Annotated in this window: 25 protein-coding genes, 1 tRNA gene and 1 pseudogene; 14 read left to right on the top strand and 13 right to left on the bottom strand. The window is 52.7% G+C overall.

Going from position 1 to position 24461, the window contains the following annotated elements:
- Positions 1-318: 318 nt before the first annotated feature.
- Positions 319-392, top strand: a tRNA-Arg gene (locus tag SYN7336_RS03575).
- A 623-nt stretch (positions 393-1015) separates the two neighbouring features.
- Here the strand turns inward: SYN7336_RS03575 and SYN7336_RS30455 are convergent.
- Positions 1016-1438: a hypothetical protein gene (locus SYN7336_RS30455; RefSeq protein WP_156820010.1), complete on the bottom strand. Its 423-nt coding sequence runs from the start codon at positions 1436-1438 to the stop codon at positions 1016-1018.
- A gap of 390 nt (positions 1439-1828) precedes the next feature.
- Here SYN7336_RS30455 and SYN7336_RS24260 point away from each other — a divergent pair, with 390 nt between their 5' ends.
- Positions 1829-2092, top strand: a complete 264-nt coding sequence (locus tag SYN7336_RS24260; RefSeq protein ID WP_156820009.1) for a hypothetical protein — start codon at positions 1829-1831, stop codon at positions 2090-2092.
- Between the two features lie 16 nt (positions 2093-2108).
- Here SYN7336_RS24260 and SYN7336_RS03560 read toward each other — a convergent pair whose 3' ends face one another.
- Both SYN7336_RS03560 and SYN7336_RS32890 read right to left on the bottom strand, forming a co-directional pair.
- On the bottom strand, positions 2109-2516 hold the full coding sequence (locus SYN7336_RS03560) for a type II toxin-antitoxin system VapC family toxin (protein ID WP_202951135.1): 408 nt from the start codon (positions 2514-2516) through the stop codon (positions 2109-2111).
- A pseudogene (locus tag SYN7336_RS32890) lies at positions 2467-2718 on the bottom strand (type II toxin-antitoxin system Phd/YefM family antitoxin); the annotation flags it as partial. The pseudogene SYN7336_RS32890 and the gene SYN7336_RS03560, both read right to left, overlap by 50 nt.
- Before the next feature lie 518 nt (positions 2719-3236).
- Here SYN7336_RS32890 and SYN7336_RS03550 point away from each other — a divergent pair.
- Together SYN7336_RS03550 and SYN7336_RS03545 are read left to right on the top strand one after the other, a co-directional pair.
- Positions 3237-4289: an AAA family ATPase gene (locus SYN7336_RS03550; protein WP_017324545.1), complete on the top strand. Its 1053-nt coding sequence runs from the start codon at positions 3237-3239 to the stop codon at positions 4287-4289.
- Positions 4289-4987: a DUF4276 family protein gene (locus SYN7336_RS03545; RefSeq protein ID WP_017324544.1), complete on the top strand. Its 699-nt coding sequence runs from the start codon at positions 4289-4291 to the stop codon at positions 4985-4987. Before SYN7336_RS03550 ends, SYN7336_RS03545 begins: the two co-directional genes overlap by 1 nt.
- A gap of 187 nt (positions 4988-5174) precedes the next feature.
- On the opposite strand, the gene SYN7336_RS03540 is transcribed toward SYN7336_RS03545, so the two are convergent.
- From SYN7336_RS03540 to SYN7336_RS03510, 8 genes are all read right to left on the bottom strand, one after another.
- A complete protein-coding gene (locus SYN7336_RS03540) occupies positions 5175-6623 on the bottom strand; it encodes a Ni/Fe hydrogenase subunit alpha (protein WP_017324543.1) in 1449 nt (482 codons plus the stop codon).
- Between the two features lie 356 nt (positions 6624-6979).
- Positions 6980-7618: a CBS domain-containing protein gene (locus tag SYN7336_RS24255; RefSeq protein WP_017324542.1), complete on the bottom strand. Its 639-nt coding sequence runs from the start codon at positions 7616-7618 to the stop codon at positions 6980-6982.
- Positions 7619-7700: 82 nt separating this feature from the next.
- Complete coding sequence (locus SYN7336_RS03530; RefSeq protein WP_017324541.1) at positions 7701-8246, bottom strand: hypothetical protein; 546 nt, start codon at positions 8244-8246, stop codon at positions 7701-7703.
- 8 nt (positions 8247-8254) lie between these two features.
- The gene (gene hoxU, locus SYN7336_RS03525) at positions 8255-8971 is read right to left on the bottom strand and encodes a bidirectional hydrogenase complex protein HoxU (RefSeq protein WP_017324540.1); all 717 of its coding nucleotides are present in this window, start codon (positions 8969-8971) and stop codon (positions 8255-8257) included.
- Positions 8961-9146, bottom strand: a complete 186-nt coding sequence (locus SYN7336_RS30450) for a hypothetical protein (protein ID WP_156820008.1) — start codon at positions 9144-9146, stop codon at positions 8961-8963. The genes hoxU and SYN7336_RS30450 overlap by 11 nt, the downstream gene beginning before the upstream one ends.
- Complete coding sequence (nuoF, locus tag SYN7336_RS24250) at positions 9130-10764, bottom strand: NADH-quinone oxidoreductase subunit NuoF (RefSeq protein WP_051039732.1); 1635 nt, start codon at positions 10762-10764, stop codon at positions 9130-9132. The genes SYN7336_RS30450 and nuoF overlap by 17 nt, the downstream gene beginning before the upstream one ends.
- Positions 10751-11278: a bidirectional hydrogenase complex protein HoxE gene (gene hoxE / locus SYN7336_RS03515; RefSeq protein ID WP_017324538.1), complete on the bottom strand. Its 528-nt coding sequence runs from the start codon at positions 11276-11278 to the stop codon at positions 10751-10753. Before hoxE ends, nuoF begins: the two co-directional genes overlap by 14 nt.
- A gap of 136 nt (positions 11279-11414) precedes the next feature.
- Positions 11415-12425 (bottom strand): DUF4351 domain-containing protein, encoded by a 1011-nt coding sequence (locus tag SYN7336_RS03510; RefSeq protein WP_017324537.1) that lies wholly within the window; start codon positions 12423-12425, stop codon positions 11415-11417.
- A 310-nt stretch (positions 12426-12735) separates the two neighbouring features.
- Between SYN7336_RS03510 and atpD the strand changes: the two genes are divergently transcribed.
- The 9 genes from atpD to SYN7336_RS03465 all read left to right on the top strand — a co-directional run bounded on the left by atpD (position 12736) and on the right by SYN7336_RS03465 (position 19463).
- On the top strand, positions 12736-14109 hold the full coding sequence (gene atpD / locus SYN7336_RS03505; RefSeq protein ID WP_017324536.1) for a F0F1 ATP synthase subunit beta: 1374 nt from the start codon (positions 12736-12738) through the stop codon (positions 14107-14109).
- Positions 14106-14519, top strand: coding sequence for a F0F1 ATP synthase subunit epsilon (locus tag SYN7336_RS03500; RefSeq protein ID WP_017324535.1), 414 nt, complete (start codon positions 14106-14108; stop codon positions 14517-14519). The genes atpD and SYN7336_RS03500 overlap by 4 nt, the downstream gene beginning before the upstream one ends.
- On the top strand, positions 14506-14826 hold the full coding sequence (locus SYN7336_RS03495; RefSeq protein WP_017324534.1) for an AtpZ/AtpI family protein: 321 nt from the start codon (positions 14506-14508) through the stop codon (positions 14824-14826). The genes SYN7336_RS03500 and SYN7336_RS03495 overlap by 14 nt, the downstream gene beginning before the upstream one ends.
- Before the next feature lie 90 nt (positions 14827-14916).
- Complete coding sequence (locus SYN7336_RS03490; protein ID WP_369791871.1) at positions 14917-15252, top strand: ATP synthase subunit I; 336 nt, start codon at positions 14917-14919, stop codon at positions 15250-15252.
- Positions 15242-15919, top strand: coding sequence for a F0F1 ATP synthase subunit A (locus tag SYN7336_RS03485; RefSeq protein WP_017324532.1), 678 nt, complete (start codon positions 15242-15244; stop codon positions 15917-15919). The genes SYN7336_RS03490 and SYN7336_RS03485 overlap by 11 nt, the downstream gene beginning before the upstream one ends.
- A gap of 38 nt (positions 15920-15957) precedes the next feature.
- The gene (locus tag SYN7336_RS03480) at positions 15958-16236 is read left to right on the top strand and encodes a F0F1 ATP synthase subunit C (protein WP_017324531.1); all 279 of its coding nucleotides are present in this window, start codon (positions 15958-15960) and stop codon (positions 16234-16236) included.
- A gap of 4 nt (positions 16237-16240) precedes the next feature.
- Positions 16241-17023 (top strand): hypothetical protein, encoded by a 783-nt coding sequence (locus SYN7336_RS03475; protein WP_017324530.1) that lies wholly within the window; start codon positions 16241-16243, stop codon positions 17021-17023.
- On the top strand, positions 17020-18576 hold the full coding sequence (locus SYN7336_RS03470; protein WP_017324529.1) for an alternate F1F0 ATPase, F1 subunit alpha: 1557 nt from the start codon (positions 17020-17022) through the stop codon (positions 18574-18576). The genes SYN7336_RS03475 and SYN7336_RS03470 overlap by 4 nt, the downstream gene beginning before the upstream one ends.
- Complete coding sequence (locus SYN7336_RS03465) at positions 18567-19463, top strand: F0F1 ATP synthase subunit gamma (protein ID WP_017324528.1); 897 nt, start codon at positions 18567-18569, stop codon at positions 19461-19463. Before SYN7336_RS03470 ends, SYN7336_RS03465 begins: the two co-directional genes overlap by 10 nt.
- Positions 19464-19507: 44 nt before the next feature.
- On the opposite strand, the gene SYN7336_RS03460 is transcribed toward SYN7336_RS03465, so the two are convergent.
- The gene (locus SYN7336_RS03460; RefSeq protein ID WP_369791870.1) at positions 19508-20746 is read right to left on the bottom strand and encodes a DUF790 family protein; all 1239 of its coding nucleotides are present in this window, start codon (positions 20744-20746) and stop codon (positions 19508-19510) included.
- A 51-nt stretch (positions 20747-20797) separates the two neighbouring features.
- The gene (locus tag SYN7336_RS27655; protein WP_162139079.1) at positions 20798-22762 is read right to left on the bottom strand and encodes a D-Ala-D-Ala carboxypeptidase family metallohydrolase; all 1965 of its coding nucleotides are present in this window, start codon (positions 22760-22762) and stop codon (positions 20798-20800) included.
- A 590-nt stretch (positions 22763-23352) separates the two neighbouring features.
- Here SYN7336_RS27655 and ppk2 point away from each other — a divergent pair.
- Positions 23353-24324: a polyphosphate kinase 2 gene (ppk2, locus tag SYN7336_RS03445; protein WP_017324525.1), complete on the top strand. Its 972-nt coding sequence runs from the start codon at positions 23353-23355 to the stop codon at positions 24322-24324.
- The last annotated feature ends 137 nt before the right edge of the window (positions 24325-24461 follow it).

Genomic DNA, 24461 nt, shown 5'->3' with positions numbered 1-24461 from the left:
CTTGGCGCACGATGCCCGGTTCTTTAACACTGTAGATAGTCGGAGGTTACCGGAGATAACGGAAGTTTGCAAGTGGCTTGGGCGGCAGTGTAGCTACCAGGTACAGAGAAGCTCCACGCTGATAGACTGATACTCGATGACCTTGCAACCGCTTGTTGACAGCGTCTACCGTCCATTGCTTCCTGGGCATATCGCAGATGGCTCAAAAATGGCTCGAAAAAATGGGTTATTCTACGCCTTTCGAGTCTAATTCAAGCTCATCTGCATTGTCTAAAATGGCTGTAGAAGCTTACTCAAAGGTCTGTGAAGTAAGGTTTTGGGGCTGTGGCACAGTTGGATAGCGCGAGCGCCTCCTAAGCGCTAGGTCGTGGGTTCGAATCCCGCCAGCCCCGCTTCAATAATCAAGTCGAAAACCCTATAATACTTGACTTCTGGCTGTTGCTCTTGTCCAATGCAATTAGCAGCCAATGGCTCTTATTGGCCTTTATCGGGCAACATTTTAGGCAACATCTAGGCAACGCTAGGCAGCCATGAGCAGGCAAGATCGGTGGTCGCTGGAAGCTGTTAACAAACGGCTCAAAGGCAGCCGCGTTCGAATCAATCAAGTAAAACAATCTCTATATTTGAGAGCGACGTTACCGCCAAAGCCAGGGTAGGCTGCTCCAAAGCAACGACGTCTGCCCGTAGGGCCAGCTACACCCGAAGGCTTTGAATGGGCGGAGGCACAGGCTTACAAGCTCAATGCCGATCTGATGCGGGGAACGTTCAGTTGGGACGAATGGTTGATGCCCGGCGAGGAGAAATCCAGCAGCCTCAAGACCTGCGATCGCATCGAGGCATTCAAAGACTGGTATATGAGTCGAAATACTCTAACGGAAAAAACCTGGCAGCGACATTGGCAAAGGATCTTTAATCAACTTCAACCAAACAAGGAATTATCTGAGGGCGAGATCCTGAAAGTTGTTCTGCAAACACCGGCTAACAGTCGGTCCCGCAAGCTATGTTGCCAGAAACTTCAGAAATTGGCTGATTGGGCGGGCATCGAAGTCGATTGCCAGCCCAAGCTCATGGCATCCCACTCGCCTTCGCATAAATAGGTTTGCTGGGCTGCTTTGGGTTTGTGAGTGAAGAAGACTGTCGCTAGGACTCCATACTGGCTCCAGGGTTGATAGTCGGCGGGCAATTGGTCGGCGGGTACCCACGGGGCAATGCGTAATTTGCGGTGGTACTGCCCTTTGCTAGCTGGAATGGGGATAGCTATTGCCCAGAGCTTGCGATCGCCGATTCGCTTGGACTCGATTCCTAGCTGGAAGTGGGCAATGGCCTCGTCGGGGATGCCGCGATCGCGCAGCCAAGCTCGGGCGGGACCTTTGCGGCTGAGCAGTCTGCGGTGGCGTCTTCTCCTGTTAGGGAGAAGTGGTATTTGTGGGACGAACAAGGTGCTTGCAGTGCTATGGAGATTTTCCGGATGCTATTTACTTTGCGAGCCCTAGATGCGCTCAATCAGGAGATTGTCAGTGTGAGATTGGAGCTGAACGTTATGAAGGAGGAGTAAATCAGATATGAGATTCATTACAGAAGGATTACTCATACTGCGATATACAAAAAATCAGACCTAGTTTTCATACCAAATTTCCTGAAAATTATTCATCAATTTATGGGCAAGAAATCTGGAAAGCTCATCACATATATCAGTCATTGCAGCGCTCTCCCAAATGTTATTTGGCTGAACGTTCTATGTTAGATATTTACATCGCCAGTATATGTGCAATTTCAACCGAGAGAGGCTATGATTGCGAATGACTTGAAGGGTTTTCAGGGGTAGATGGTGTTAGATAGCGAACTTTGGAGTGATTTCGCAAATTATGAAAATTGTCTCTTGGCTTGGCAGAGAACTGTAAATGTGACCAGCCGGATGCTCCATGAAAAATTGGGAATGGAGATATTTGCATATAATCTCCAAGATAATCTCGAAGATTTAGTGGAGCAAACAACAAAGGAATACTTCTCCTACTCTCCTCTATCTGACCATAAAGTTTATGTACCAAAGCCATCGACAACTCTAAAAACTATCGCACAACTTTACCGTTAGGCTGATTTAAAATCTATCAATGCCCTACTGGCTCAAAAGGATTTAGTATTTCAACATCGAGAACCTTGAAATCGGCTACATTTCGCGTCACAACAATCAAATTATGCACACCTGCTGTGGCAGCAATCATCGCATCCTCATAAAGGGTGTCTGACTTGCGGTGCATCAGTCGAGCCCAGCTTCTAAACGTCGCTGCATCCATGGATAATACGTTGTAAGTCACAGCAACGAGTTCAAGCCAGGTTTTTATCTCCGCAGCCTTGGCCCGATCTTGCTCGCGCGTCACCTCAATACCCGCCTGAATCTCACCCAGTGTCACCGCTGACAAAAATAGCTTGGCATCGTCAACAAACTGCAACCATTCCACCACTAACCTATGCGGGCGAGGCTTTCGCAACTCCGAAACGACGTTTAGCTCGGCCACGCGCAGGTATCACGAGTTCTGTGCGCGCCGAGTCCGACAGCAGGAGCTGCTTGAGGGATGGGCGGGCAGCAGCCTGCAAGCGCCGCCACTCTTCCACAGACACCAGCACTGCAGCTTCCTTCCCACGCTTCGTCACTATCTGCGGCCCTTCTGACAAGCACGAGTCCAAGAACTTGCTGAACCTTGCCTTCGCATCTTGAACTGGCCACGTATGCTATGCATGGTTCACTCGCTAAAACTAGTTATATAACTAGTCTGCTGAATCATTACTGACCTGTCAATATCAAGTTAGGTTTCTGCTGTCCTTAAGTTTTGTTGGTAAAATTGGGGGGTGCTAGCCTGCGATCGCTATAATAATTGGCTTGGCTATTGCGAGTCGGCCATCAAACCTAACAATTCGCCGCAGTGGATGCTTGGCAAAACTGTCGATCTTAATTGAGAGTTTTCCTAGCACCGCTGAGCTCAAGGCCGTTAGGCAGCACAGATCGACTGCGACCTCGTGTTTCCTTGTCAACCTTTGCTCCAGAACTGAAATAATGGACATGCTCTTGACTACAGACTTATCCGATCTTTTTGATTAGAGATGCCAATTGAGTAATATTAGTAGACAATTAAGTCTGGTGCTTTGCAAAAGAGTAGATACATGGATTACCCTTGGGAGGTTATTTTTTGGATAGATTACGAAGGCTGACTCTCAAGGGATTTAAGTCTATCAAGGCAATGGATCTTGAACTGAACCCTTTAAATATTTTGATTGGAGCAAATGGTGCAGGCAAGAGCAATCTCATTTCGTTTTTCAAAATGCTGAATGAGATGATGGCTGAACGCTTTCAACACTATATTGGTACATCAGGACGTGCTCAATCTCTTCTATATTTTGGTTCCAAGATCACGCCTCAGATAGAAGCAAGACTAGAATTTGAAGTTAAAAATGGTTCAGACATTTATCTTATAAGGTTGTTTCATGCTGCTGCCGATACATTAATTTTCGCTGAAGAGTCCTTGAGTTTTTTAGAAACCGGTCGAGATTCTCCAAGATTAGATGATTTAGGTGCAGGACATCAGGAAACTAAAATCAACGAAGCAGTAAAGGAAGAAAAACAAACGGCAAAAGTCCTCAAATATCTGCTCGATCGTTGCCGTGTTTATCATTTTCATGATACGTCGGCTACCGCAGGCATCCGTCAATCCTGTTATGTTGGTAACAACCGGTGGCTCATGCCTGATGCTGCCAATTTAGCTGCTCTCCTTCTCAGATTTCGCGAAGGAGATGGGAATACAGCTTACCAGCGGATTGTTGGAACTATTCGGCTTATTGCGCCTTTTTTTAAAGACTTTATTCTCGAGCCAGATGCGTCTCATCATGTCATTCTCAATTGGAGAGAAAAAGATTCAGACCGAGTATTTGGACCGCATCAGTTTTCAGATGGAACTTTGCGTGCTATTTGCCTTGCCACGCTACTCTTGCAACCCGAAGATGAATTCCCGAAACTTATAGTTGTAGATGAGCCTGAGCTGGGACTTCATCCCTACGCCCTAAATGTTATCGCCGATCTTTTTAGTAAAGCATCTTTGCATACCCAAATCCTCATTAGCACCCAGTCTAGTTCTTTTTTAGACAATTTTCATCCTGAAGATGTGATTATTGTAAACCGAGAAGGTAAAGAGTCGAAATTCAAGAGGCTATATCCCGAAGAGTTGGAAATTTGGCTTGATGAATACAGCTTAGGAGAAGTTTGGGAGAAAAATGTAATAGGCGGAGGACCACATTAATGGCGCGCCTTTACTTATTCGCTGAAGGACAAACTGAGCAAACATTTGCGGATGATTTAATAAGGCCATATTTAGCGCAGCATAACGTCTTCATGAACAAACCGGTGCTTATTGCTCATGCAAAGAAGAAGGGGCGAATACATCGTGGTGGTGGTCGCAAATATACACCTATGAGAAATGACATAATACGGCTTCTTAAACAGGATCGAGCTGAAAATGCGTTTTTTACAACCATGATTGACTTGTACGCAATTCATCCTGATTTTCCAGGTTTGGCTGAAGCTAAACGTATAACGCAAAATCCACTTGAAAGGGTTGAATTCTTAGAACAAAAATTTGCAGAAGATATTGGCGACCGGCGATTTATCCCTTATATTCAGTTGCATGAGTATGAGGCATACCTTTTTTCTGAACCAGCTTGTTTTGAATACCTTAGTGCTGGGAAAATACGAGAAATCAAGACACTCCAGGATATTGCTAGCCAATATGAGACTCCAGAGTTAATCAATGATGGGCCGCAAACAGCACCAAGCAAGCGAATTATTGCTCAATTTCCTGATTATGGACAGTCAAAGTCTACCTTTGGACCGCAGTTAGCTGAGAGAATCGGTTTACAATCAATTCGGAATAAATGCTTACATTTTCATGAATGGTTAACAAAGCTCGAATCTTTGGATGAGCAATCAATTAGCAGTTGATTGCCTAACCACGCTCATGCACCCGACCGTCGAGAGATGAGCTATTGAAATTTTGTTTTGTTGGCGGCGGGTGATGGTCACCGTTAGGTTTCTGCTGTCCTTAAGTTCTTCTGGTGAAATTGGGAGGTGCTAGACTGCGATCGCCTTAATTGGTCTAACTATTGCAAGTTGGGCACTGGTCCTGCTCTCAATCTCTCCAAGCTTCATCGGCCAACCTACCATCGGGCTGGAATAACTGAATATGCAGGGGCATACCGGCAGCATGGGTGGAGCAACTGAGACAGGGATCGAAGGCACGAATGCCCGCTTCGACTCGATTCAACATGCCTTCGGGAATGGTCGGCCCGTGAATGTAATGGCGGGCAATTTGAGTCACCGTCCGATTCATAGCCAAACTATTTTGCCCCGTCGCAATTACCAGATTGACGCTGCGCAGCAGGCCGCGATCGTCCACTCGGTAGTGATGAAAGAGCGTGCCGCGAGGAGCTTCGCTCGCCCCAACCCCTTCCAACTGATTCACATCCGCCCGCGCCCGCAGGCGATCGCTCAATAAATCCTCCTCCTCCAGCCACCCTTCAATCCGCTCGATCGCTGCCAAGATTTCGATGAGCCGAGCGTAGTGATAGAAGAACGACGAATTGACCGTACTGCCCCCTCGCTCTCGATACTCTGCCAGTTCGCGATCGGCGAGTGGGGTGCCCATGCGATCGCAAACATTGAGGCGTGCCAAAGGCCCCACCCGATACATGCCACTTTCCAGCCGGCAGTGCTCGTCTCGATCGGGGTAGCCGAGGGGGCGATAGTAGGGAGACTTGAGGTAGGAAGTGGGCTCGACTGCCTCGCCGATATAATCCTCAAAGCGAGTGGGATCGAGGCGATCGGCAATGATATTACCGCCACTATCCACAAACCTGAGCTGGCCGCCGTAATGCTCCCAAGTGCCATTGCTGCTGACTAACCCCATAAACAGAGAGGGAAAATTACCGAAGATGTTGGCTTCTTCGGCATAGCGATCGAGCAAGCCTTTCAGCCGTTCCAGTGCGGCCAAAGTCGTCTCCCGTACCTCGGGAATCCAGGCGCGCAGGCGATCGCGTCCAGCCACCGTCAGCGCTTGCCGCACCCCTCCCGGCACCGCCCAAGAGGGATGAATTTTTTGACCCCCCACCTCCTCAATGACTGACTGGCCAAATTGGCGCAACCGTATCCCCTGTCTGGATAGCTCCGGTTCTGCCGCCATCAAGCCAAAGATATTCCGCCGAGCGGGATCGCTATCGAAGCCCAGGAGCAAGTCGGGGGAACTGAGATGGAAAAAACTGAGGGCGTGGGACTGGACGATTTGGCCGAGATTAATCAATCTGCGCAGCTTTGTGGCGGCGGCGGGAATCTCGACGGACAAAATGCGATCGCCCGCTTTGGCGGATGCCAGCAGGTGACTGACCGGACAAATGCCGCAGACTCGCGGCGTAATACCGGGCATCTCCCAAAAGGGTCTGCCCTCGCAAAATTTCTCAAAGCCGCGAAATTCCGTCACGTGAAATTTTGCCCCCGATACCTCTTCCGCATCGTCGAGATAAATCGAGATTTTGGCATGACCTTCAATGCGGGTGACGGGGTCGATAATGACGGTGCGAGACATATACGGATAAACCTCTTGCCTAAACCCAGTCTAGTCAGAAATCTGTAGTTTTAATGAGACACCTTTTAGTCCCCCTCACTAACGCTGTCGATCGCTGCATTCGCCCCCTAAATCCCCCATTCTGGGGGACTTGACGACAGTGCTAGCTGGGGTTTGGAGACAAGGAAGACGAACTGGAGAATCGCGGTCATTATAAGGTCTAGAACGAAGCCAACAGACTCTCACAAGTCCCCCACTGGTGGGGGATTTAGGGGGCCGAGTGCAATGCCTGAAAACTCCAGGTCTTAATATGGATAAGGTTTAAAGGCTAGGTGAGGGGAGTTTCAAATCCCTCGGGATGGAGAATTTTGCCAGCCTTAAAACCCCATATATCCTTCTAACAACATCTCGTAATCGTCTGTGTCTGCCATCTCTGGATGTGCTGCGAGATATTCTTCAAACGCCGATTGCTCAGGAGTCTCTGCCCGCTGGTGAGCCAGTTCTGCTTGGATGTCTGCAACCGCTCGCCACGCTTGTTTAGACTCTGGAGCCAGCAATCCTTTTTCTGACCCCACCATCCCAGCTCGATTGACCGAAGCCTGCAGTTGCTCTTCCAAGTCAGCGGCAGGGGGGCGATTGACAACATCAGTTTTGAGCAGAATGTCAGTGACGGAAACAATTCCGACGCTATCCCCTTGAATGACCGGCGCGCTGCGAATGCCCACTTCGGCAAACAGGCGGGCCACGTATTCCACGGCCAAATCGGGATTGACGACAATACAGGGCTTCGACATAATCTCGTAAACCTTGACCTGCTTGGGATCTTTGCCGTAAGCCACCACCTTACAAATCACATCGGTGACCGTGACAATGCCGTAGGCATCTTGGGGATGGCGGCGCTCTACTAATAGACTGCTCACCATATGCTCTTTCATCAGTTCGACCGCCCGAGCTACGGTTTCCGCACCGCGAATGGCGATCGCATTTGGAGTCATGATCTCTGCTGCTGTTGGCATTGTTAGCCTCCCCGTAGGGTCTATAAACTGCGATCGCAAATCGAGCGATGCTCAAGTCAAACGATGCTCAAGTCAAACCACCTCACCCAAATTTGATAAATTCTCGTCCCGCTAAATGAGGGACATTACCCTCCAACAGAGGCGCGATCGCCGCCCGAATTCGACTGGCTGGAGGGGGACATCCCGGCAGATACAAATCCACCGGCACCACCGCATGAACGGGCTCGACGCGATCGAGCAGGGGCGGCAGAATGTCACCCGTGTCGGGCAGGCCGGAATTGAGATTGTCCATCTCCACATAGGCTCTTTCTAAAACGGGCTGAGCATCCCCCAAGGGATTGCGCAGTGCCGTGACATTGCCCGTGACGGCACAATCGCCAAACGAGATCAGAAATTGGCTGCGATCGCGCACTTGCCAAATCATCTCTAAGTTGTCCCGATTGGCAACCGCTCCTTCCACCAACACCACATCCACCCCCGATGGATAGTCTTTGGTATCCATAAAAGGGCTAAACACCAGATCCACCTGTTTGGCTAACTCGAATAGCCATTCATCTAAATCGAGCAACGACATGTGGCAGCCGGAGCATCCTGCCAACCACACCGTTGCTAGTTTGAGCTTAGACATGCTATCTCCTACATCAACCACTCTTTGTTCTGACGGGCCTTGGCAATGAACTCTAGGCGATCTTTGTCGTGGACCATCTCCCCTACGGTGGAGCCGCGATTGAATAGCGCCCCCGTCGGACAGGCACTGACGCATTTGCCGCAGGAGGTGCAGCTTTGGGCCTCTCCCCAAGGCTGATTCATGTCCGCAATCACGCGGGAGGTGCGACCGCGACCGGCCATATCCCAAGTGTGTGCCCCTTCGAGCTCGTCACACACCCGAATGCAGCGGGTACAGAGGATGCAGCGGTTGAAATCGAGACCGAAGCGTTCGTGAGAGATATCGACCGATCGTTGGGGATGTTGGTAGGCAAACCGCACGCTATCCATCCCGACGGCGATCGCCAAATCCTGCAATTCGCAGTTGCCGTTCGACACGCAAACGGCACAAACATGGTTGCCCTCCGCAAACAGCAACTCCACAGTCATGCGGCGATACCGTTGCAGCCGCTCGCTGTCGGTGCGGACTTCCATCCCCTCCGCCACTTGGGTGACGCAGGCGGGCAAGAGCTTGGATTGGCCCTCCACTTCGCACAGACACAGCCGACAGGCTCCCACCTCCGAAACTCCGTCTAAATAGCACAGCGTCGGAATCTCAATGCCCGCCTCGCGAGCAGCCTGCAACAGGGTTTCCCCCTCGCGAGCCGTGATGAGTTGGCCATCGATCGTGAGGGTTTTAACGGCCATATTCCCCCCCCATTCCCGGCAACCCCACCGATAGGTCGAACGGTAGGAGCGTCGTACATTCCCGAGACAGTTCGGGGGTGCAGCTAATCGGTCGGTACAGCACTAGGAATGACAGGGCCAAGACCAGGGCCAAAACACCGAACAGAAAGAAGAGAAGCCTAGGTCGATCGAGCATCTGAAGATCCTCCTGAGGATGGGGAATGGCGAGCGGCGATCGCCGCGACATACTCGTCGCGGAAATGGCGCAGCGTACTGAAAACCGGATTGGGGGCAGACTGCCCCAATCCACATAAACTGGTGTATTTCACCATATCGGACAGATCTTCGAGCAACTCCAGATCCGCCAAACAGCCCCGACCCGAGCGGATTTTGTCCAGCAGTTGATAGAGCTGAACGGTGCCAGCGCGGCAGGGAATGCACTTGCCGCAGGATTCTTCCATGCAAAACTGCATAAAGAACTTGGCCACATCCACCATGTTGGTGGCACTATCCATCACCACCATGCCGCCCGATCCCATGATGGAGCCCAGCTCGGTCAGGGCCTCGTAGTCCACAGGCGTATCGAGTGCCTCTGCCGGAATGCACCCACCCGACGGCCCCCCCGTCTGCACGGCCTTCACCGCTCCCCCCTCGGGAACGCCACCCCCCATTGCCTCCACAATCTGTCGCAGCGGAGTTCCCATCGGCACTTCGATTAAGCCAGTATTGCGCACCTTGCCCGCTAAGGAAAACACCTTAGTGCCTTTGCTGCGATCGGTGCCAATACTGGCAAACCAATCGGCTCCCCTGCGAATGATGGCGGGAATATTGGCAAAGGTTTCGACGTTGTTGATGAGGGTGGGACATCCCCACAGGCCCGACTCTGCCGGGTAGGGAGGTCGGGGTCGGGGCAGGCCGCGCTTGCCTTCAATCGAGGCCATCAGGGCGGTCTCTTCGCCACATACAAATGCCCCAGCTCCAATGCGCAAGTCAATGCGGAAATCGAACGGCGATTCAAAAATTTGGCTGCCGAGCAAGCCGTAGCGGCGGGCTTGACGAATCGCGGTTTGCAGGTGGCCGATCGCCAGCGGATATTCCCCCCGCACGTAAATAAACCCTTGGCTGGCTCCCACGGCATAGGCGGCGATCGCCATACCCTCCAAGACGCGATGGGGATCGCTTTCCAACACACTGCGATCCATAAAGGCTCCGGGGTCCCCTTCGTCGGCATTACACACGACATATTTCGGCCCGGGGGGCATTTTAGCCACAGTGGCCCATTTCAACCCCGTCGGATAGCCAGCCCCGCCGCGTCCCCGCAAACCGCTGCGGGCAATTTCTTCCACCACCGCCTCCGCTGCCATCTCCCGCAACACCCGATGCAGGGCTAGATAGCCTTGGGCTGCAATGTAGTCCTCGATCGCCTCGGGGTCGATCTTGCCGCTGTTTTCTAAGACAATCCGCTGCTGCAGAGTATAGAACGGGTGCTGGAGATCCCCTTGACGCAGCTCGACGGCTTCTCCCCCCAGAGCCCGAACCACCTCCTCGGCTCGCTCGGGCAGCACAGTTTCGTATAAGTGCTCGTCCGGGTCGATGCGGACTAGAGGGCCTCTACTACACAGCCCCATGCAACCCACCCCACTCACCTGGACTTGTCCCCCCAATCCCCCCTCGGTGACGGCTTCCTCCAGCGCCTCCTTCAGGGCCGCCCCTCCCGCAGACAGACAACTCCCCACCGTGCAGCAACAAATCCGCTGCTTCTCCAAACGCCGCTGCCGCGTGGCGGCAATCTCTTGTAATTCACTCAGATCCACGCTGCAAGCACTCCTCCAAGCGGGCGATCGCCAGTGCGGGGGTTTGGTGCCCCTCCGTTTCCCCATCCAGCACCACAGCTGGTGCGACACCGCAGGCTCCCAAACATCGAGCAGTGACGAGAGACAATTCCCCGTCGGCGGTGGTTTCCCCCGCCGCTATCCCCGCATATCGCTCGATTGCCCCCAATACGGTGGGAGCCCCTTTGACGTAGCAAGCTGTTCCCATGCACACCACGCAAGTATGTGCCCCTTTGCGCTTGAGGGAGAAAAAGTGGTAGAAGGTTGCAACTCCGTACACCTGACTGGGGGGCAGCTTCAGGCTGTGGGCGATATAGAGGAGTAAATCTTCTTCCAGATAGCCAAACAATTCTTGCGCCCGATGCAACACCTCAATCAGCGCGTCCTGCTGATATTGGTGCTGTTTCATGGTGGCGTCCAGCAGGCGAAACCGTTTGTCCCCACTAGTGCGAGAGGGCGATCGCCGATCCGATGCAGTGTGGGTCTGAAGTCCCATCGACTTCCCTCTAATCGTTACCTTAGTAGACCTTCCCCCTTCGGGTGGACACCCATTGGTTGGTCATTGCCGCGCTGGAAATTTCCCTGGAGCTCGTGGCATCTTGGCGGAAGAGTCAGCCCCCTGAGTCTGAAGATTACGAGTCAGATGACCTTTGGGCCAAGTATTCGGAAAGTTGTTCGAGTGAGTCAGCGGCTAAGACTGTATCGAGTAATCCTTCTAGCTGCACTACCGTAAGCTCCCGAAGTTGAGTCTGAAGTGAAGTTGGAATAGAGCTAAATCGACTTGCCAATAAACGCAGCAGCATGCGTAGCGCTTCTTGTTGTCGCCCCTGTTCGAGTCCTTGTTCGCGCCCTTGTTCGAGCCCCTGTTCGAGCCCTTGTTCGAGCCCTTTGGCCAGACCAATTCTTTCCACGCTGCTGATGTAAGGCATCCTCTGCTCCCGCTCGTAAGCTTGAATCTCTTCCCAGACCTCTCGCTCCAATTCCTCCGGCAATGCCATCACCCAATCGATGAAGTGGAATAGCTGGATGACATCCTCGCGCTCGAAACCCCGCCCGTACAGCCGTCGAATCAACCGCAGCTTCCACTGCAGGCGATCGCGCTGGTCTCGACGGGTGGCTTGTGCCTGCAGGTGAGCCATCGCAATGGTCGCAAACGGATTGCTGCTGGCCTCCAATTCGGCCCATCTTTGCTTGTAGCCTAGCAATTTTGCGGTGAGAAAGCGGAACTCCAGACGACAGCCCAAGACCTCGCGGACAAATTCGCTGGGATGCCAATTGGGACTAGTGTCGCAGAGGATGGCTAAACTCGCCACGGGGCGACCGTAGCGCTCGGCAATGCGGGTGTTGTAGATGTACATGCGTTCCGGGAAGGAGTCATCTTTGTTGCCCTGCACTTCCACATGGATGAGAATCCACATGTCCAGTCCGTCGAGTAGCCAGACCCGGACCAGTTTATCTGCATAGCGACGGCCCAGCTCGGCATCGCGAACAACTTGCTGTAACTCTTTGTCGAGAAACTCGTAGGGACGCGACCAGTCAATTTGGGCGTGGGCGGCAGGGAAGAAGAACTGGAGACAGGGCTCGAAGTAAATCTCCAGCACCTCTTTCCAGGGAGTATCGAAGTCTGCTCGGGGTGCGGGCATATCTCGGGCGAACCACAAAGTCTGACTCTAGAGTACCGCTAGGGCAAGGCCGAGGCTGCCGCTAGGTCCTCGCAGCCTGCCAGCCGTAACTGTAGACTGCATTGACGAACCTCAATTGGCCGGTAACTTTTGAACGGGAAATCTCCCGACCGCAAGATGGCAATCGGACAGCATCGCAAACTGGGCCTTTGTGAATTGTTGTGAGGAAATGCCAGCACTCTGGCACTTGGCTCTGTGCTCTTTCTAGAAGCCACATTAGAGTTCTAGGTACAGGGCGGAGCGGTCCTCAGCCAGAATTGAGGCAGTTGCAATGAATCGAGGCAAAGTCGTTTCGTTTCGGGGTAGCGTAATCGACGTGCAATTTTCCCAGCAGCTTCCCAAACTGTACAGCCAGTTGCGGGCGGGGGAAGATGGCCGCGTCGTGATTGAGGTCGTGGAGCAGCGCGATGCCGAGACGGTCAGAGGCATTGCCTTGACCCCAGTTGCGGGTTTAGCTAGGGGATCGCCCGCGATCGCCACAAACCAACCCCTCCAGGTACCCGTAGGCCAGCGCTTGCTCGGTCGGGTGTTGAATGTGTTTGGGGAAACCGTCGATCGCAAAGAACCGATCGTGGGGGGAGAGTGGCGATCGCTCCATCGAGCTCCCGTCCCGCTATCGCAACGCTCTACCCTCTCGGAGGTTTTAGAAACCGGCATCAAAGCGATCGACCTGCTCGCCCCATTAGAGCGAGGGGGAAAAGCTGGCTTGTTTGGCGGCGCCGGCGTCGGCAAGACGGTCTTAATCGCCGAGACCATCCACAACATGGCAAGTGGGTACGAGGGCATCGGCATCTTTTGCGGCATTGGCGAACGCAATCGAGAAGCTGAAGAGCTGTATCGGGAAATGCAAGCGGCGGGAGTGCTGGATAACACCATCATGGTCTTCGGCCAGATGGACGAGCCTCCCGGTGCCAGGTTTCGGGTGGGGCATGCTGCCCTGACAATGGCGGAGTATTTCCGCGACGATGCGAAACGAGATGTCCTGCTGCTGATTGATAACATCTTTCGGTTTATCCAAGCCGGACAGGAAGTCTCTGGCTTAATGGGGCGGCTGCCCTCTCGGGTGGGCTACCAGCCCACCTTACTGACAGACTTGGCTGAGTTTGAGGAGCGCATCTCCAGTACGGCAACCGGTGCAATCACCTCCATTCAAGCGGTCTACGTGCCAGCCGACGATTTTACCGATCCCGCCGCCGTCCAGACATTCGGTCACCTGTCTTCCTCGATCGTGCTGTCTCGCAAGCGGGCCAGCGAGGGGTTTTATCCGGCAGTTGACTTGCTGCGCTCCAGCTCGAAAATGCTGACGCCGACTGTGGTTGGGAACAGACATTACCAAATTGCTCGGGAAGTCAGACGCACGCTAGCCACTTACGAACAGTTGAAGGACATTATCGCCATGCTAGGCATCGAGGAACTGTCCCAAAGCGATCGCCAGATGGTCGATCGCGCCCGCAAGCTGGAGCGATTTTTGACGCAACCCTTCTTCAGTACTGAGCAATTTACTGGCAAGAGCGGCAAGTTGGTCTCTCTGGAGGCCACCATTTCGGGCTGCGAAAGCATTTTGAATGACGAGTTTGTTCGTTTTTCGGAGCGATCGCTGTACATGATTGGGGCCATCGACGAAGCAGGAGTACAGGGGGCATGAGTACCGAAATGAAGTTGAAGGTCTTGCTGCCGACAGGGGTTTTTCTCGTGGCCCGCGTCAGCAAAGCGATCGCCGAAGCGGCCAATGGCTCCTTCTGCTTGTTGCCCAATCACATCGATTTCGTTGCCACCCTCGTACCCGGTATTCTGTCGTTTGACTCTGGTGGAGATGGAGAAGTCTTTCTCGCGATCGATCGGGGCGTCTTGGTGAAATGCGGCTCGGAGGTGTTGGTGGCGACTCGACAAGCAATTCGGGGGGACGATCTAGACACCTTGATGCAAGCCGTGGAGGAGCGCTTTCTTGCCTTAGACGAACGAGAGAGGCGATCGCGCTCTGCCCTCGCTAAGCTGGAGGCAAGTTTTGTGCGGGGGCTGGCCGAAATGAGAGGGATCGGCAATGACAGAGCCTGACGATTTAACGACTCGAAAACGGCGTCACTTTCGGAATACCTTTCGCCAGAGCATTCGGGATAAATCGACTCGAAAACAGCAGGCAAGGCAAGAAGGGGAAGGTGGAGTCTTATTTTGGATGGGAACCTTTGGCCTCGTGGGGTGGAGCGTCACTGTTCCCACGCTCATTGGAATTGCGATCGGGGCTTGGATCGATCGGCAATGGCCGAGCCGCTATTCCTGGACACTGATGCTATTGTTTGCTGGCGTAGTGCTGGGCTGCTGGAATGCTTGGTTTTGGATTCGAGAGGAAAGCCAGGATGATTGAGGGTAAGCAGTTTCTAACCATATTTTTCTCGACGAATCAATGCAACACTGATTTGAACGATCGTCCCAAAACGTCTCATTCCGATCGAAAATGCTGCTAAGAGAGATTATTATGAACCTAAATTGGCATCTATTCACTGCCTTGCCATTGGGCTTTGGGCTCGGATACTTTTACTTTGGGATGCTCTGGCTGACAGTACGACAATTGCCGAGCACGCAATGGCCAATCCGATTATTTGTCGGCAGCTTCCTGGGTCGATTGACGGTTGCTCTCATTGGTATTTATCTGGTAACGAATGGACAGTGGGAACGGGCACTGGCCTGTCTGGGAGGGTTCCTGTTGGCTCGCAGTCTGCTAATACATCGCTTACAACTCAAGCAACTCCAATGGAAATCACACGTAGAGGAGTCGCAGCATGGAAATTAATCCTGACAATATTATCCTTTTGCACTTAGGCGATATTGGTCTGAATGCCACGATTCTCTTCACCTGGTTGGTTATGGCAGTTTTAGTTGTCGGCTCCTGGCTCGTCACGCGCAATCTGTCAGTAGACTCACAGATCTCGAATTGGCAAAATGTACTTGAAATTATTGTGGAATCTATCTCCGGCCAAATTCGCGATGCCAGCGAGCAAGAACCGGAGCCGTATTTGCCGTTCATCGGGACTCTCTTTCTATTCATTGCGATTGCCAATCTGCTGGCAATCGTGCCGTTTTACATATCGCCCGCCGCCTCTCTCTCGACCACATCCGCGTTGGCGCTCTGCGTTTTTGTCGCAGTGCCTCTGTTTGGCATTCGAAAAGTCGGTTTACTGAGTTATCTCGAAAACTATATTCAACCGACGCCCTTGATGTTACCCTTCACACTCATCGGCGAGATTTCGCGGACGGCATCGCTCGCAATTCGCCTGTTTGGAAACATTATGAGTGGCAATCTGCTGGTGGCGATTCTTGTATCGCTCGTGCCATTATTCATTCCTCCTGTTATGCAAGCATTTGGACTATTGATCGGGGTGATTCAGGCATATGTCTTTTCCATCCTGGCAATGGTCTATATTACGTCTGGAATGCGCACTCAACAGACGCTCGACTGAGATAACACATTCAGCAGGCTTCAAGAGAGAAATAGATAATGGATAATCTCGGTTTGATTGGAGTTGTCTCGATTATTGTTTCGGGTGCGACCATCGCGATCGGCTCGATTGCACCCGCGATTGGAGAAGGATTAGCGCTGGCTCGCGCTTTGGGTGCTTTGGCCCAACAACCCGATCGCGCCAATACGATTACGCGCACCTTATTTGTCGGTTTGGCACTGGTTGAATCCACCGCGATTTACTGCTTTGTGGTTTCCATGATTCTGCTATTTGCCAATCCTTTTTGGAACCACTTTTTAGAAAGGTCGGGGGGGTAATGCAGTGTCGATTAATTGGTTCACCTTTTTTGCTCAAATTGTCAATTTTATTATCTTGGTATTACTGCTGCAGCGTTTTTTGTACGGTCCCATCACTCAAACAATGCGCGATCGCCAGCAGCGGATTGACGATCGCTGGCAGGAAGCCGAGCGGCAACAGGCGGAGGCACAACGGCAGGCCGAGCGCTATCGCCAGCAGCAGCAGGAGTTAGAACGAGAGCAGGAAGAACTGATGTCCGAGGCAAAGGCCGCAGCGGAGGGAGTGCGCCAGGATTTCATCAGACAGGCCCGCATGGATGTCGATCGCTTCCAGGCGGGCTGGCAAGGGGCAGTGGGACGAGAACGGGATGAATTCCTCGCCACTTTAAAGCAGCGGATCGCTCGCGAGGCTTGGGCGATCGCCCGTCGCGCCTTACAAGATGTGGCCAATGTCGAGATCGAACAGCGGGCCGTAGCCGTCTTGCTCGAACGCCTCAAAGCTTTGGAGGAGCGGGAGCGAGCGCAACTGCTGGAATCTTGGCGGGAGTCCGGTCGGGATCTTGCCGTTCGCAGTGGTTTCGACCTTTCCCCCCAGATGCGCCAGAATTTGCTTGACGGCCTGCGAGAGCAGCAGTTGCTCGGCGGAGATGGAGTGCAGTTTTCCACCTCGCCGGAGTTAATTGCGGGGATTGAGCTGCAGGCAGGCGATCGCGCCATCGCCTGGAGTTTGGACTCTTACCTAGAAAATTTAGAAGAACGCTTTTCTACAGTCTTATCAAACCATCGAGGAGGAGTGGAAATGGGATGAATGGAGACTGTCAAAAACCGTTGCAAGCAACGCTGGAAGAGACTTTCGAACTGATGGGGCGATCGCTAGAGAGCTATCGCCCCGTCCTGGAGTCTCGCGAGGTTGGCAGCGTTCGATCGGTCGGCGAGGGGATCGCGACCGTTGCAGGGCTGCCCAACGTCAGAGCGGATGAACTGGTACGCTTTGCCGGTAACGTCTACGGCATCGCATATAACTTCGATCCAGACAGTCTGGGCACGATCTTGCTGGGGCCGAGCGAAGCCCTCGCAGTGGGGGACAAGGTGCAGCGGACCGGTCGTATCTTAGACGTTCCCGTGGGCGAAGCGCTCTTGGGTCGGGTGGTGGATGCCCTCGGTCGTCCGCTGGATACCTCGGGATCGGTGCAAGCAGAGGGCCGCCGCCCTGTCGAGCGACAAGCCCCGCCATTTATGGACCGGGCTCCCGTAGAAGTCCCCCTGCAAACGGGGCTGAAGGTGGTGGATGCTCTTATTCCCATCGGTCGCGGCCAGCGAGAGCTGATTGTGGGCGATCGCCAAACGGGCAAGACAGCGGTTGCCGTGGATACCATTATCAACCAACGGGATAAAGGGGTTATCTGCGTGTATTGCGCCATCGGCCAGCGGTCGTCGAGTGTGGCCGAGGTCATTGGCGATTTGCGCGATCGCGGTGCGATGGATTACAGCATCGTGGTAGTCGCAACCGGCGAAGACCCGCCGGGGTTGCAGTACATCACCCCTTACGCTGCCACCACAATGGCCGAGTATTTTATGGAGTCAGGCCGCGACGTTCTGATCGTTTACGACGATTTGACACGACATGCTTGGATTTATCGAGAACTGTCGCTATTGTTGCGCCGTCCCCCCGGTCGAGAAGCCTATCCGGGGGATATTTTCTACCTTCACTCCCGACTGCTGGAACGGGCCACCCATCTCAAGCCGGAGTTGGGGGGCGGTTCGCTGACGGCTTTACCCATTGCAGAGACGCAAGCCCAGAATATTGCGGCTTACATTCCCACTAATCTCATCTCGATCGCCGACGGACAAATCTATTTGTCTCCCGATCTGTTTCAGCAGGGCATCTTACCGGCAATCGACGTGGGCCAGTCCGTCTCGCGAGTGGGCGGCAAAACCCAACTGTCGGCCTATCGGGCGGTTGCGGGCGACCTGCGGCTGTCCTACGCTCAGTTTCAAGAGTTGGAAGTGTTCGCCCGCTTTGGCACCCAACTGGATGAGGAGACCCACCGCATGCTAGAGCGGGGACGGCGGGTGCGCGAAATGCTCAAACAACCCCAATCCCAACCCCTGTCGGCAGAGGAGCAAATTGCGGTATTGCTGGCGGTCAGTGGCGGGATTTTCGATCGCATTCCCATCCCTGACGTTGACGCCGCCGCTCGCGCCATCCGCACAGCCGTGACAGAACAGTTACCCCACCTTTGCGATCGCATTAACGCGGGCGATCCCCTCGACGATGGCGATCGTCAAGCCCTCTTGGAACGAGCCCGCAAAGCGATTGCAAACTTTGAATCTGACAAGGCAGGCCAGAGATGGGACTGACGCCAGAAGCACTGCAAGCCAAGATCGAGAGTGTGGAAGACTTGCAAGCGATTGTAAAAACGATGAAGGCCCTCGCCTCTGTCAGCATTCAGCAGTATCGCAAGGCGATGGAATCGCTCGAAGATTACAGCCGAACCGTTGAAATGGGCTTGCAAGTGATGCTCCAGCAGCAGCGTTTTTCCGATCGATACGGCCCAGACTTGTTGCCGAAAAGCACCGCTGCGGGACGGGTAGGAGCGCTTGTTTGGGGATCGGATCGGGGCTTGTGCGGCCAATTTGACGAACGGATCGCAGCTTATACAGCAGAGCGTTTGAAGGGGCTGAAGATAGAACCGGCGAACATCTCGATCGCAGCTATAGGCGCGCGGATTGAGACGCCGATGGGCCATCGGGGCTATCCCGTTGCGGAAACAGTTGCGGTACCGAACTCGGCCACAGAAATTATGCCTGCGGTGCAGAATCTATTGTTTGCGATCGAGGAGTGGCGATCGCAGCAGCAGATCGAGCGAATTCTATTGTTCTACAACCGTCCGCTGACCGCTGCCTCTTATCGCTCGTACTCTCTGCAGTTATGCCCAGTCGATGCGAGCTGGCTGCATCGCTTGCAGGATCGGGAGTGGCCCTCCCAGGCCCTACCCATGTTTACAATCGACGCCAGACAGCTATTCTCTGAGTTCATTCGCGAGTATTTCTTCGTCAGTCTTTATCGAGCCTTTGCTGCCTCTCTGGCCAGCGAAAACGCCAGTCGCCTTTCCGCCATGCAGTCTGCCGAGAAGAATATTGAAGAGCGTCTAGCGGAGCTCAAAGCCCGATATCATCGCCAACGCCAAAGCGCGATTACCGCCGAGCTGCTCGACATTGTGGCTGGTTTTGAAGCTTTAACGTAAGAGTCACCTTAAAAAGACATTCTAATTCTTGAAGGGGAGCCAGCTTATTCGTCCAAAACCTCTAAGACAGCCTTGGGCGATAATTTGTGCTTAAACCAGACAATCGGTACTGAAACCTGTTGGAGCTTCACGCCAGCCTTCTCCAGATTGAGTCGTTCGGACACCGCCAAGATCAGATCCTCCCGCTGCGATTGGTGCACTTGAGAAAACTTCTTGCGCAAATATTCCGGCCGCCAATACCCGACAATTTCCAGCAATCGCGATCGCCCATCGGCATGCACCAAGCGAAAATCGGGAATCATGACACTACCGGGGATGGGGATCAGATCCACCTCTCGCTCTAGTTTCCAGTCGGTGCCGAGCTTGTCCCAACGGGAGGCAAACGATTCTTCCAGCATGCTGTCGTAGGGTTTGCCGGGGGGGTAGTGGGTGACCAGACCGCAGTCGGAGTCGAGGGTGTAGCGGTACTGGCGGTATTCTTTCGTGTAGAAGTCGCGGATCTTGAGGGTAGCGGCCAGACTCCATTTCGTGACGTGGAGCAAGGCTGGCAGCAGTTTGGCGATCGCCAGCCCGTAGCGGGTGCTGGGCTTAAACAAGCTAGTGGGGCCGTCCACCGTAATGGTGAAGCCGCGATCGGCATCCCCTTCGATATAGGCCATTAATTGAAACAGTTTGAGATAGCGAAATAACAGCTTGTATTCGCCCGGATCGTTGCGGTGGGCGTTGAGGGTGATGTGGGTGGCTTTGTAGAAGATGCCTTGCACTTGGGAAAGGTTGAAGCGGTGCAGCAGCGCCTCGGGTGTGGGGGCGTCGAATTCGCTGAGGATGCGGTTCTCTTGCAGGTCGGCATAGAGGCCGGTTTGGATTTGCTGGGGATGAATTTCGCGCTCGAGTTCCTGGCTGAGCTGGGTGGCGAGAGTAGCGAGCGTGCCTGCAGTATTGGTTGGGATTGAGGTGGTTTGGGCGGCGAGACCGAAGACTCGCTGGCGCAGCATGGGCGGATCGAGAGGGCTGACGATGTCAAAGGAGCAGAAGCTGCTTTTGAGGATATGGGCCAGACCGCGACGGAGGCGATAGTCGGGGCTGTCTCCTTCTAGGTCTTGCAGTTGGCGATCGAGCGTGCCTTGAGTTTCCCCTTGGCTGGCGGCAAAGGTAGAAATTAGATCGGCGGCGATCGCCAGATTGCGCTCGTTTAACTGCAGCCGCAGCGGCACAACAGATTCGCCATTGCGGCGAAAACTCAATAGGTCAGTGGGCAGCATGGCTCGTAAGACCCATTCCAAACAGAGATATCCGATCCAATTTACATTGGAGAGGGGCAACGACCCAACGGCTCAATAGGGCCATTCCACGGGCTTTCCATTGATGCGTTCTCGAATATCCAGATGTAAAAAGCCCTTAGCCTGACCCAAGCCAATTCCTCCTACCTTAGGGTTTTGTCTCAGGATGTCGAGTAAACGGTTGTAGTTGCCATCAGTGGGATGGATGTCCAGTGCTTTAAAGGGAATGTGCATGCTGCCCGAACTGCCCCCCACTTGAGAATTGATCGGTTCTGGCCTAAATCCAGAGGTGATAATCAAGGGCTTTCCGTAAGCGCGACGAACTTCGCCAAAGACCTCCGCCAGACGTTTGGCATTCTCGACTTCAGCTGGTTGAGTGGGCCAGCGCTGCATGCCTTTAGTGGCTTCACCCCACGTTAAGGGCACCCCCAGCACAATAAATTCATGTTCGAAAACTCGCCCTCCAGTCGGCAGTGTTTTAGAGATCCCCGCTTGCCTGCCTGCATTTTCGTTAGTCATCTCATTGCCAGTAGGAGACTGTTCGGCAGCAGCCGAGTGGGGAACTCCGAGAGCATCCATTAACAATCGAGCGCTACCGGGACCAATCAGGTCGGGATTTGCTTGGCTGGCGCTGCCTTTGAATCTCTTCCAAGCGGAACGCAGTTTATTGACATCGTCGCTCTCGCTCAGAAAGCCGAGATGAATGAGGGCTGCTTCAACTGAAGCGGTCAGCTCGCTATCCCAATCGGCAATGCTAATGGGCTCTTCCACCCGCTCTAAAACAGCCGCAATGCTGCTAACGGGCATCACATCTGACGCGGCTGAACTTGGAGTCAGAGATTTGGCCTCAGCTAAGCTTTTAAGATAAGCAGTATAAAATTGGGCGCGGGCGATGACATCCGAACTATAGTCTTCACCTGTGGTACCCCGATCCAACCCCTCTTTAGATTGAACGTTACCAACCCCTGCGTTATAGGCAACGCACGCCCCTTTTAAAACATATACATCCTCCCAGGTGGGCTGCTTTTGCCGGACCTGTTGGCGATAGTCTGCCAAAATTCCTGCCCCCTGTTCGAGATGTGCCTCGCTGGCCGGATCGCCTCCTAACCCTGCTTGAGTGTGGAAGCGGCGATCGACTTGCAATAAACCAAAGGCATTGCCGCGATCGCCCAGTCCCCCTTGCAGTGCTTTTCCCGCTCGGGATTCGCGACTGGCGATCGCCGCGAGCAGAGCTGGTGGCAGATCGAATTGAGCTCCCACTTTTTCGAAGCGGTCCTCAATCGGCAAGATTTGTGGCAAATCGGTTTCGGCCATTTTTCTAGATGCAGCAATGCCACCCGCAAGTCCATCTTGGCTCGCCGTGATGGCCGATGCTCCCGTTGTGGGCGCTGTCGCCAGTGCTTCATCCCAAGGGTTAGATCGAATTTGAGCTGTTTCAGCTGTAGGGGGTACGGATTGCGCGGGTTGTGGTGTAAAGGATTGCGCGTCAGGTTCTTCGAGGGCAGGGGGTGTTGAGGAATCGCCTTCTGTTTGAGAGGGTAGTTGTTTTTGAGACGTTCTATCCTGCACCTGACTGGCAAGGCGATCGAGCTCGGCCTCGTCAATGCGATCGACAAACCTTTTCAGAGCAGCTTTCAAGATCGCTTTGCCGCCGTACCCACCCACAATACCAATCGCGATCAGCGTTGAGGCGGCGGCATCCTCCACACTTTGCCCGCTGCTAGTTGAACTGACAATCAAGGTAAATGCGACGAATGCCCCGGCAACACCGACTAACACGTCCCCCACAAAACCAGGCTTAATGCTATTTTCATCCCCTTTAGCAGTGGGGATCTCGAGTTTGCCATCATTCAGGATGGAATAAATCAGCCCCCCAAACCACCCGAACAATGCTAGAAGGAGCCAGTTATTATCAATACCATTTAATTCTCGAATAATAATCTCAGCGATAGGATCTCCCGCTATAATTTCATTAGAAGCACCGCTGGCCAACCAAGCCAATACGATTGTTAAAACCACTCCAATCGCGAACGAAATAATAAAAACTGTCCAGCGCGCTCCTAAAGGTGTCAGCGACCAAATTGCGAGCAAGAAGAACAAGGCCCCTAAAAAGACTTCAAAGGGTAGAGAAAACAATGCAACAATTGCAAATCCGATCGAGAGGATGATTATAATTCTTATATACTTATTAACAGAGACAGAAACAGACTGGGTATCACTATCCCCATCTTGAGATGTATTCGGGTGTCTAAATTCCATATTTCTACATCGCTCGTAGTTGTTTGTTGTGAATTTAAATCTAACAAGATTTCGAGGCAGGAATTTCAACGATCTATGCAAGGAACAGAGCGTAATACTATAGGCGTTCTCGAATGTTACAGGTTGCAGCCCAAAATAAGATTATGCTAAAACAAAACCAAACTCTACAAAGTCCCCATCAAAAATAGTTATCAAAAGTTTACGTAAATTTAAGGGAGGCTAGATTTTTTATCAATATTTTCGTTTGTTATATTCAGGATGGGATGCTTATCCCGCTAGGAGGAAGATAGCATACTCACTTCATTGATAACTGGACGAGTGGCCTTCTAGACATAATTTCACTGGGAGATATGGATATGCCTAAAAAAAACAAAACCAAAAAGAGCTCTCATCAAAATGAGAAAGCTAGCGATCCTTCCTTAAGGAAACAAGAACTAGATCGCTTATCAAAATTGAAATATAAAAAAGAGAGGAAAAAATCTAAACATAAGATTCAACAGGCCAGGTTTATTCATAACGGTGGTCTGAAGATCGAATCTGCAGCGAAGAAGTTAACAAAAAAGACCTATGAAAAAGAGCTGAAACGATTGCAGCTAGAACTCGTTAAACTGCAGGAGTGGATTATCGAGAAAGGCTTGAAGGTTGTTGTGATTTTTGAAGGGCGCGATGCGGCTGGAAAAGGTGGCACTATCAAACGAGTTATGGATTGTTTGAACCCTCGTTTCTGTCGAGTCACGGCACTAGGTAAGCCTAGCGATCGCGAAAGAACACAATGGTATTTTCAACGTTATGTGGCGAACCTTCCTGCGGCAGGCGAAATAGTATTGTTCGATCGCAGTTGGTACAATCGAGCTGGTGTCGAAAGGGTGATGGGGTTTTGTACTGAAGAGGAATACTACGAATTTCTCCGCTCTTGCCCCGAGTTCGAGTGTATGCTCAAGCGGGCCGGAATCGTTCTGATCAAATATTGGTTTTCAGTCAGTGATGAAGAGCAAGAAAAACGCTTCCAAGAGCGAATTCAAAACCCTAGCAAACAATGGAAGTTGAGTCCGATGGATTTAGAGGCCCGAGCGCGTTGGGTAGATTACTCAAAAGCAAAAGATGCCATGTTTGATGCCACAGATATTAAGCGATCGCCTTGGTATGTCGTGGATAGCGACAACAAACGTAAAGCTCGACTCAACTGTATTGCCCACCTATTGAGCATGATTCCCTACAAAAATCTCGCCCCAGAGCCACTGGTCTTGCCTCCTCGACAGCAGGATAGCGAGTACCTGCGACCGCCAATATCGCTACAAACTTTTGTACCCGAAATTTATTGATCGTTTGGATGGCGAAGATCGTTACAAGCTGCGATCGTTCGATGGGGACGGGCGCTGTTGGCTGCCGGAAATGCAATTATTTTTAGGGGGTTGGCAGGGGACGAGGGAGAACCGGCAGGGCTTTTGGCTGCGCTGGT

Origin of the sequence: Synechococcus sp. PCC 7336 (assembly GCF_000332275.1) — a bacterium.
Classification (GTDB): Bacteria; Cyanobacteriota; Cyanobacteriia; order Thermostichales; family PCC-7336; genus PCC-7336.
Note: the sequence above shows the minus strand (reverse complement) of the source record. Positions and strands in the feature narration are given on the sequence as shown.

Excerpts from the sequence above, each read along its gene's own strand:
- SYN7336_RS24255 (WP_017324542.1), bottom strand. The coding sequence starts at position 7,618 with ATGCCAACAGCAGCAGAGATCATGACTCCAAATGCGATCGCCATTCGC.
- ppk2 (WP_017324525.1), top strand. The coding sequence starts at position 23,353 with ATGGATATGCCTAAAAAAAACAAAACCAAAAAGAGCTCTCATCAAAAT.
- SYN7336_RS03510 (WP_017324537.1), bottom strand. The coding sequence starts at position 12,425 with ATGCCCGCACCCCGAGCAGACTTCGATACTCCCTGGAAAGAGGTGCTG.
- SYN7336_RS03530 (WP_017324541.1), bottom strand. The coding sequence starts at position 8,246 with ATGTCTAAGCTCAAACTAGCAACGGTGTGGTTGGCAGGATGCTCCGGC.
- SYN7336_RS30450 (WP_156820008.1), bottom strand. The coding sequence starts at position 9,146 with ATGCTCGATCGACCTAGGCTTCTCTTCTTTCTGTTCGGTGTTTTGGCC.
- SYN7336_RS03465 (WP_017324528.1), top strand. The coding sequence starts at position 18,567 with ATGGGACTGACGCCAGAAGCACTGCAAGCCAAGATCGAGAGTGTGGAA.
- SYN7336_RS03545 (WP_017324544.1), top strand. The coding sequence starts at position 4,289 with ATGGCGCGCCTTTACTTATTCGCTGAAGGACAAACTGAGCAAACATTT.
- SYN7336_RS03495 (WP_017324534.1), top strand. The coding sequence starts at position 14,506 with ATGACAGAGCCTGACGATTTAACGACTCGAAAACGGCGTCACTTTCGG.
- SYN7336_RS03500 (WP_017324535.1), top strand. The coding sequence starts at position 14,106 with ATGAGTACCGAAATGAAGTTGAAGGTCTTGCTGCCGACAGGGGTTTTT.
- SYN7336_RS03480 (WP_017324531.1), top strand. The coding sequence starts at position 15,958 with ATGGATAATCTCGGTTTGATTGGAGTTGTCTCGATTATTGTTTCGGGT.
- SYN7336_RS03550 (WP_017324545.1), top strand. The coding sequence starts at position 3,237 with ATGGATCTTGAACTGAACCCTTTAAATATTTTGATTGGAGCAAATGGT.
- SYN7336_RS03470 (WP_017324529.1), top strand. The coding sequence starts at position 17,020 with ATGAATGGAGACTGTCAAAAACCGTTGCAAGCAACGCTGGAAGAGACT.
- atpD (WP_017324536.1), top strand. The coding sequence starts at position 12,736 with ATGAATCGAGGCAAAGTCGTTTCGTTTCGGGGTAGCGTAATCGACGTG.
- SYN7336_RS03540 (WP_017324543.1), bottom strand. The coding sequence starts at position 6,623 with ATGTCTCGCACCGTCATTATCGACCCCGTCACCCGCATTGAAGGTCAT.
- SYN7336_RS03485 (WP_017324532.1), top strand. The coding sequence starts at position 15,242 with ATGGAAATTAATCCTGACAATATTATCCTTTTGCACTTAGGCGATATT.
- hoxE (WP_017324538.1), bottom strand. The coding sequence starts at position 11,278 with ATGGGACTTCAGACCCACACTGCATCGGATCGGCGATCGCCCTCTCGC.
- hoxU (WP_017324540.1), bottom strand. The coding sequence starts at position 8,971 with ATGGCCGTTAAAACCCTCACGATCGATGGCCAACTCATCACGGCTCGC.
- SYN7336_RS03490 (WP_369791871.1), top strand. The coding sequence starts at position 14,917 with ATGCTGCTAAGAGAGATTATTATGAACCTAAATTGGCATCTATTCACT.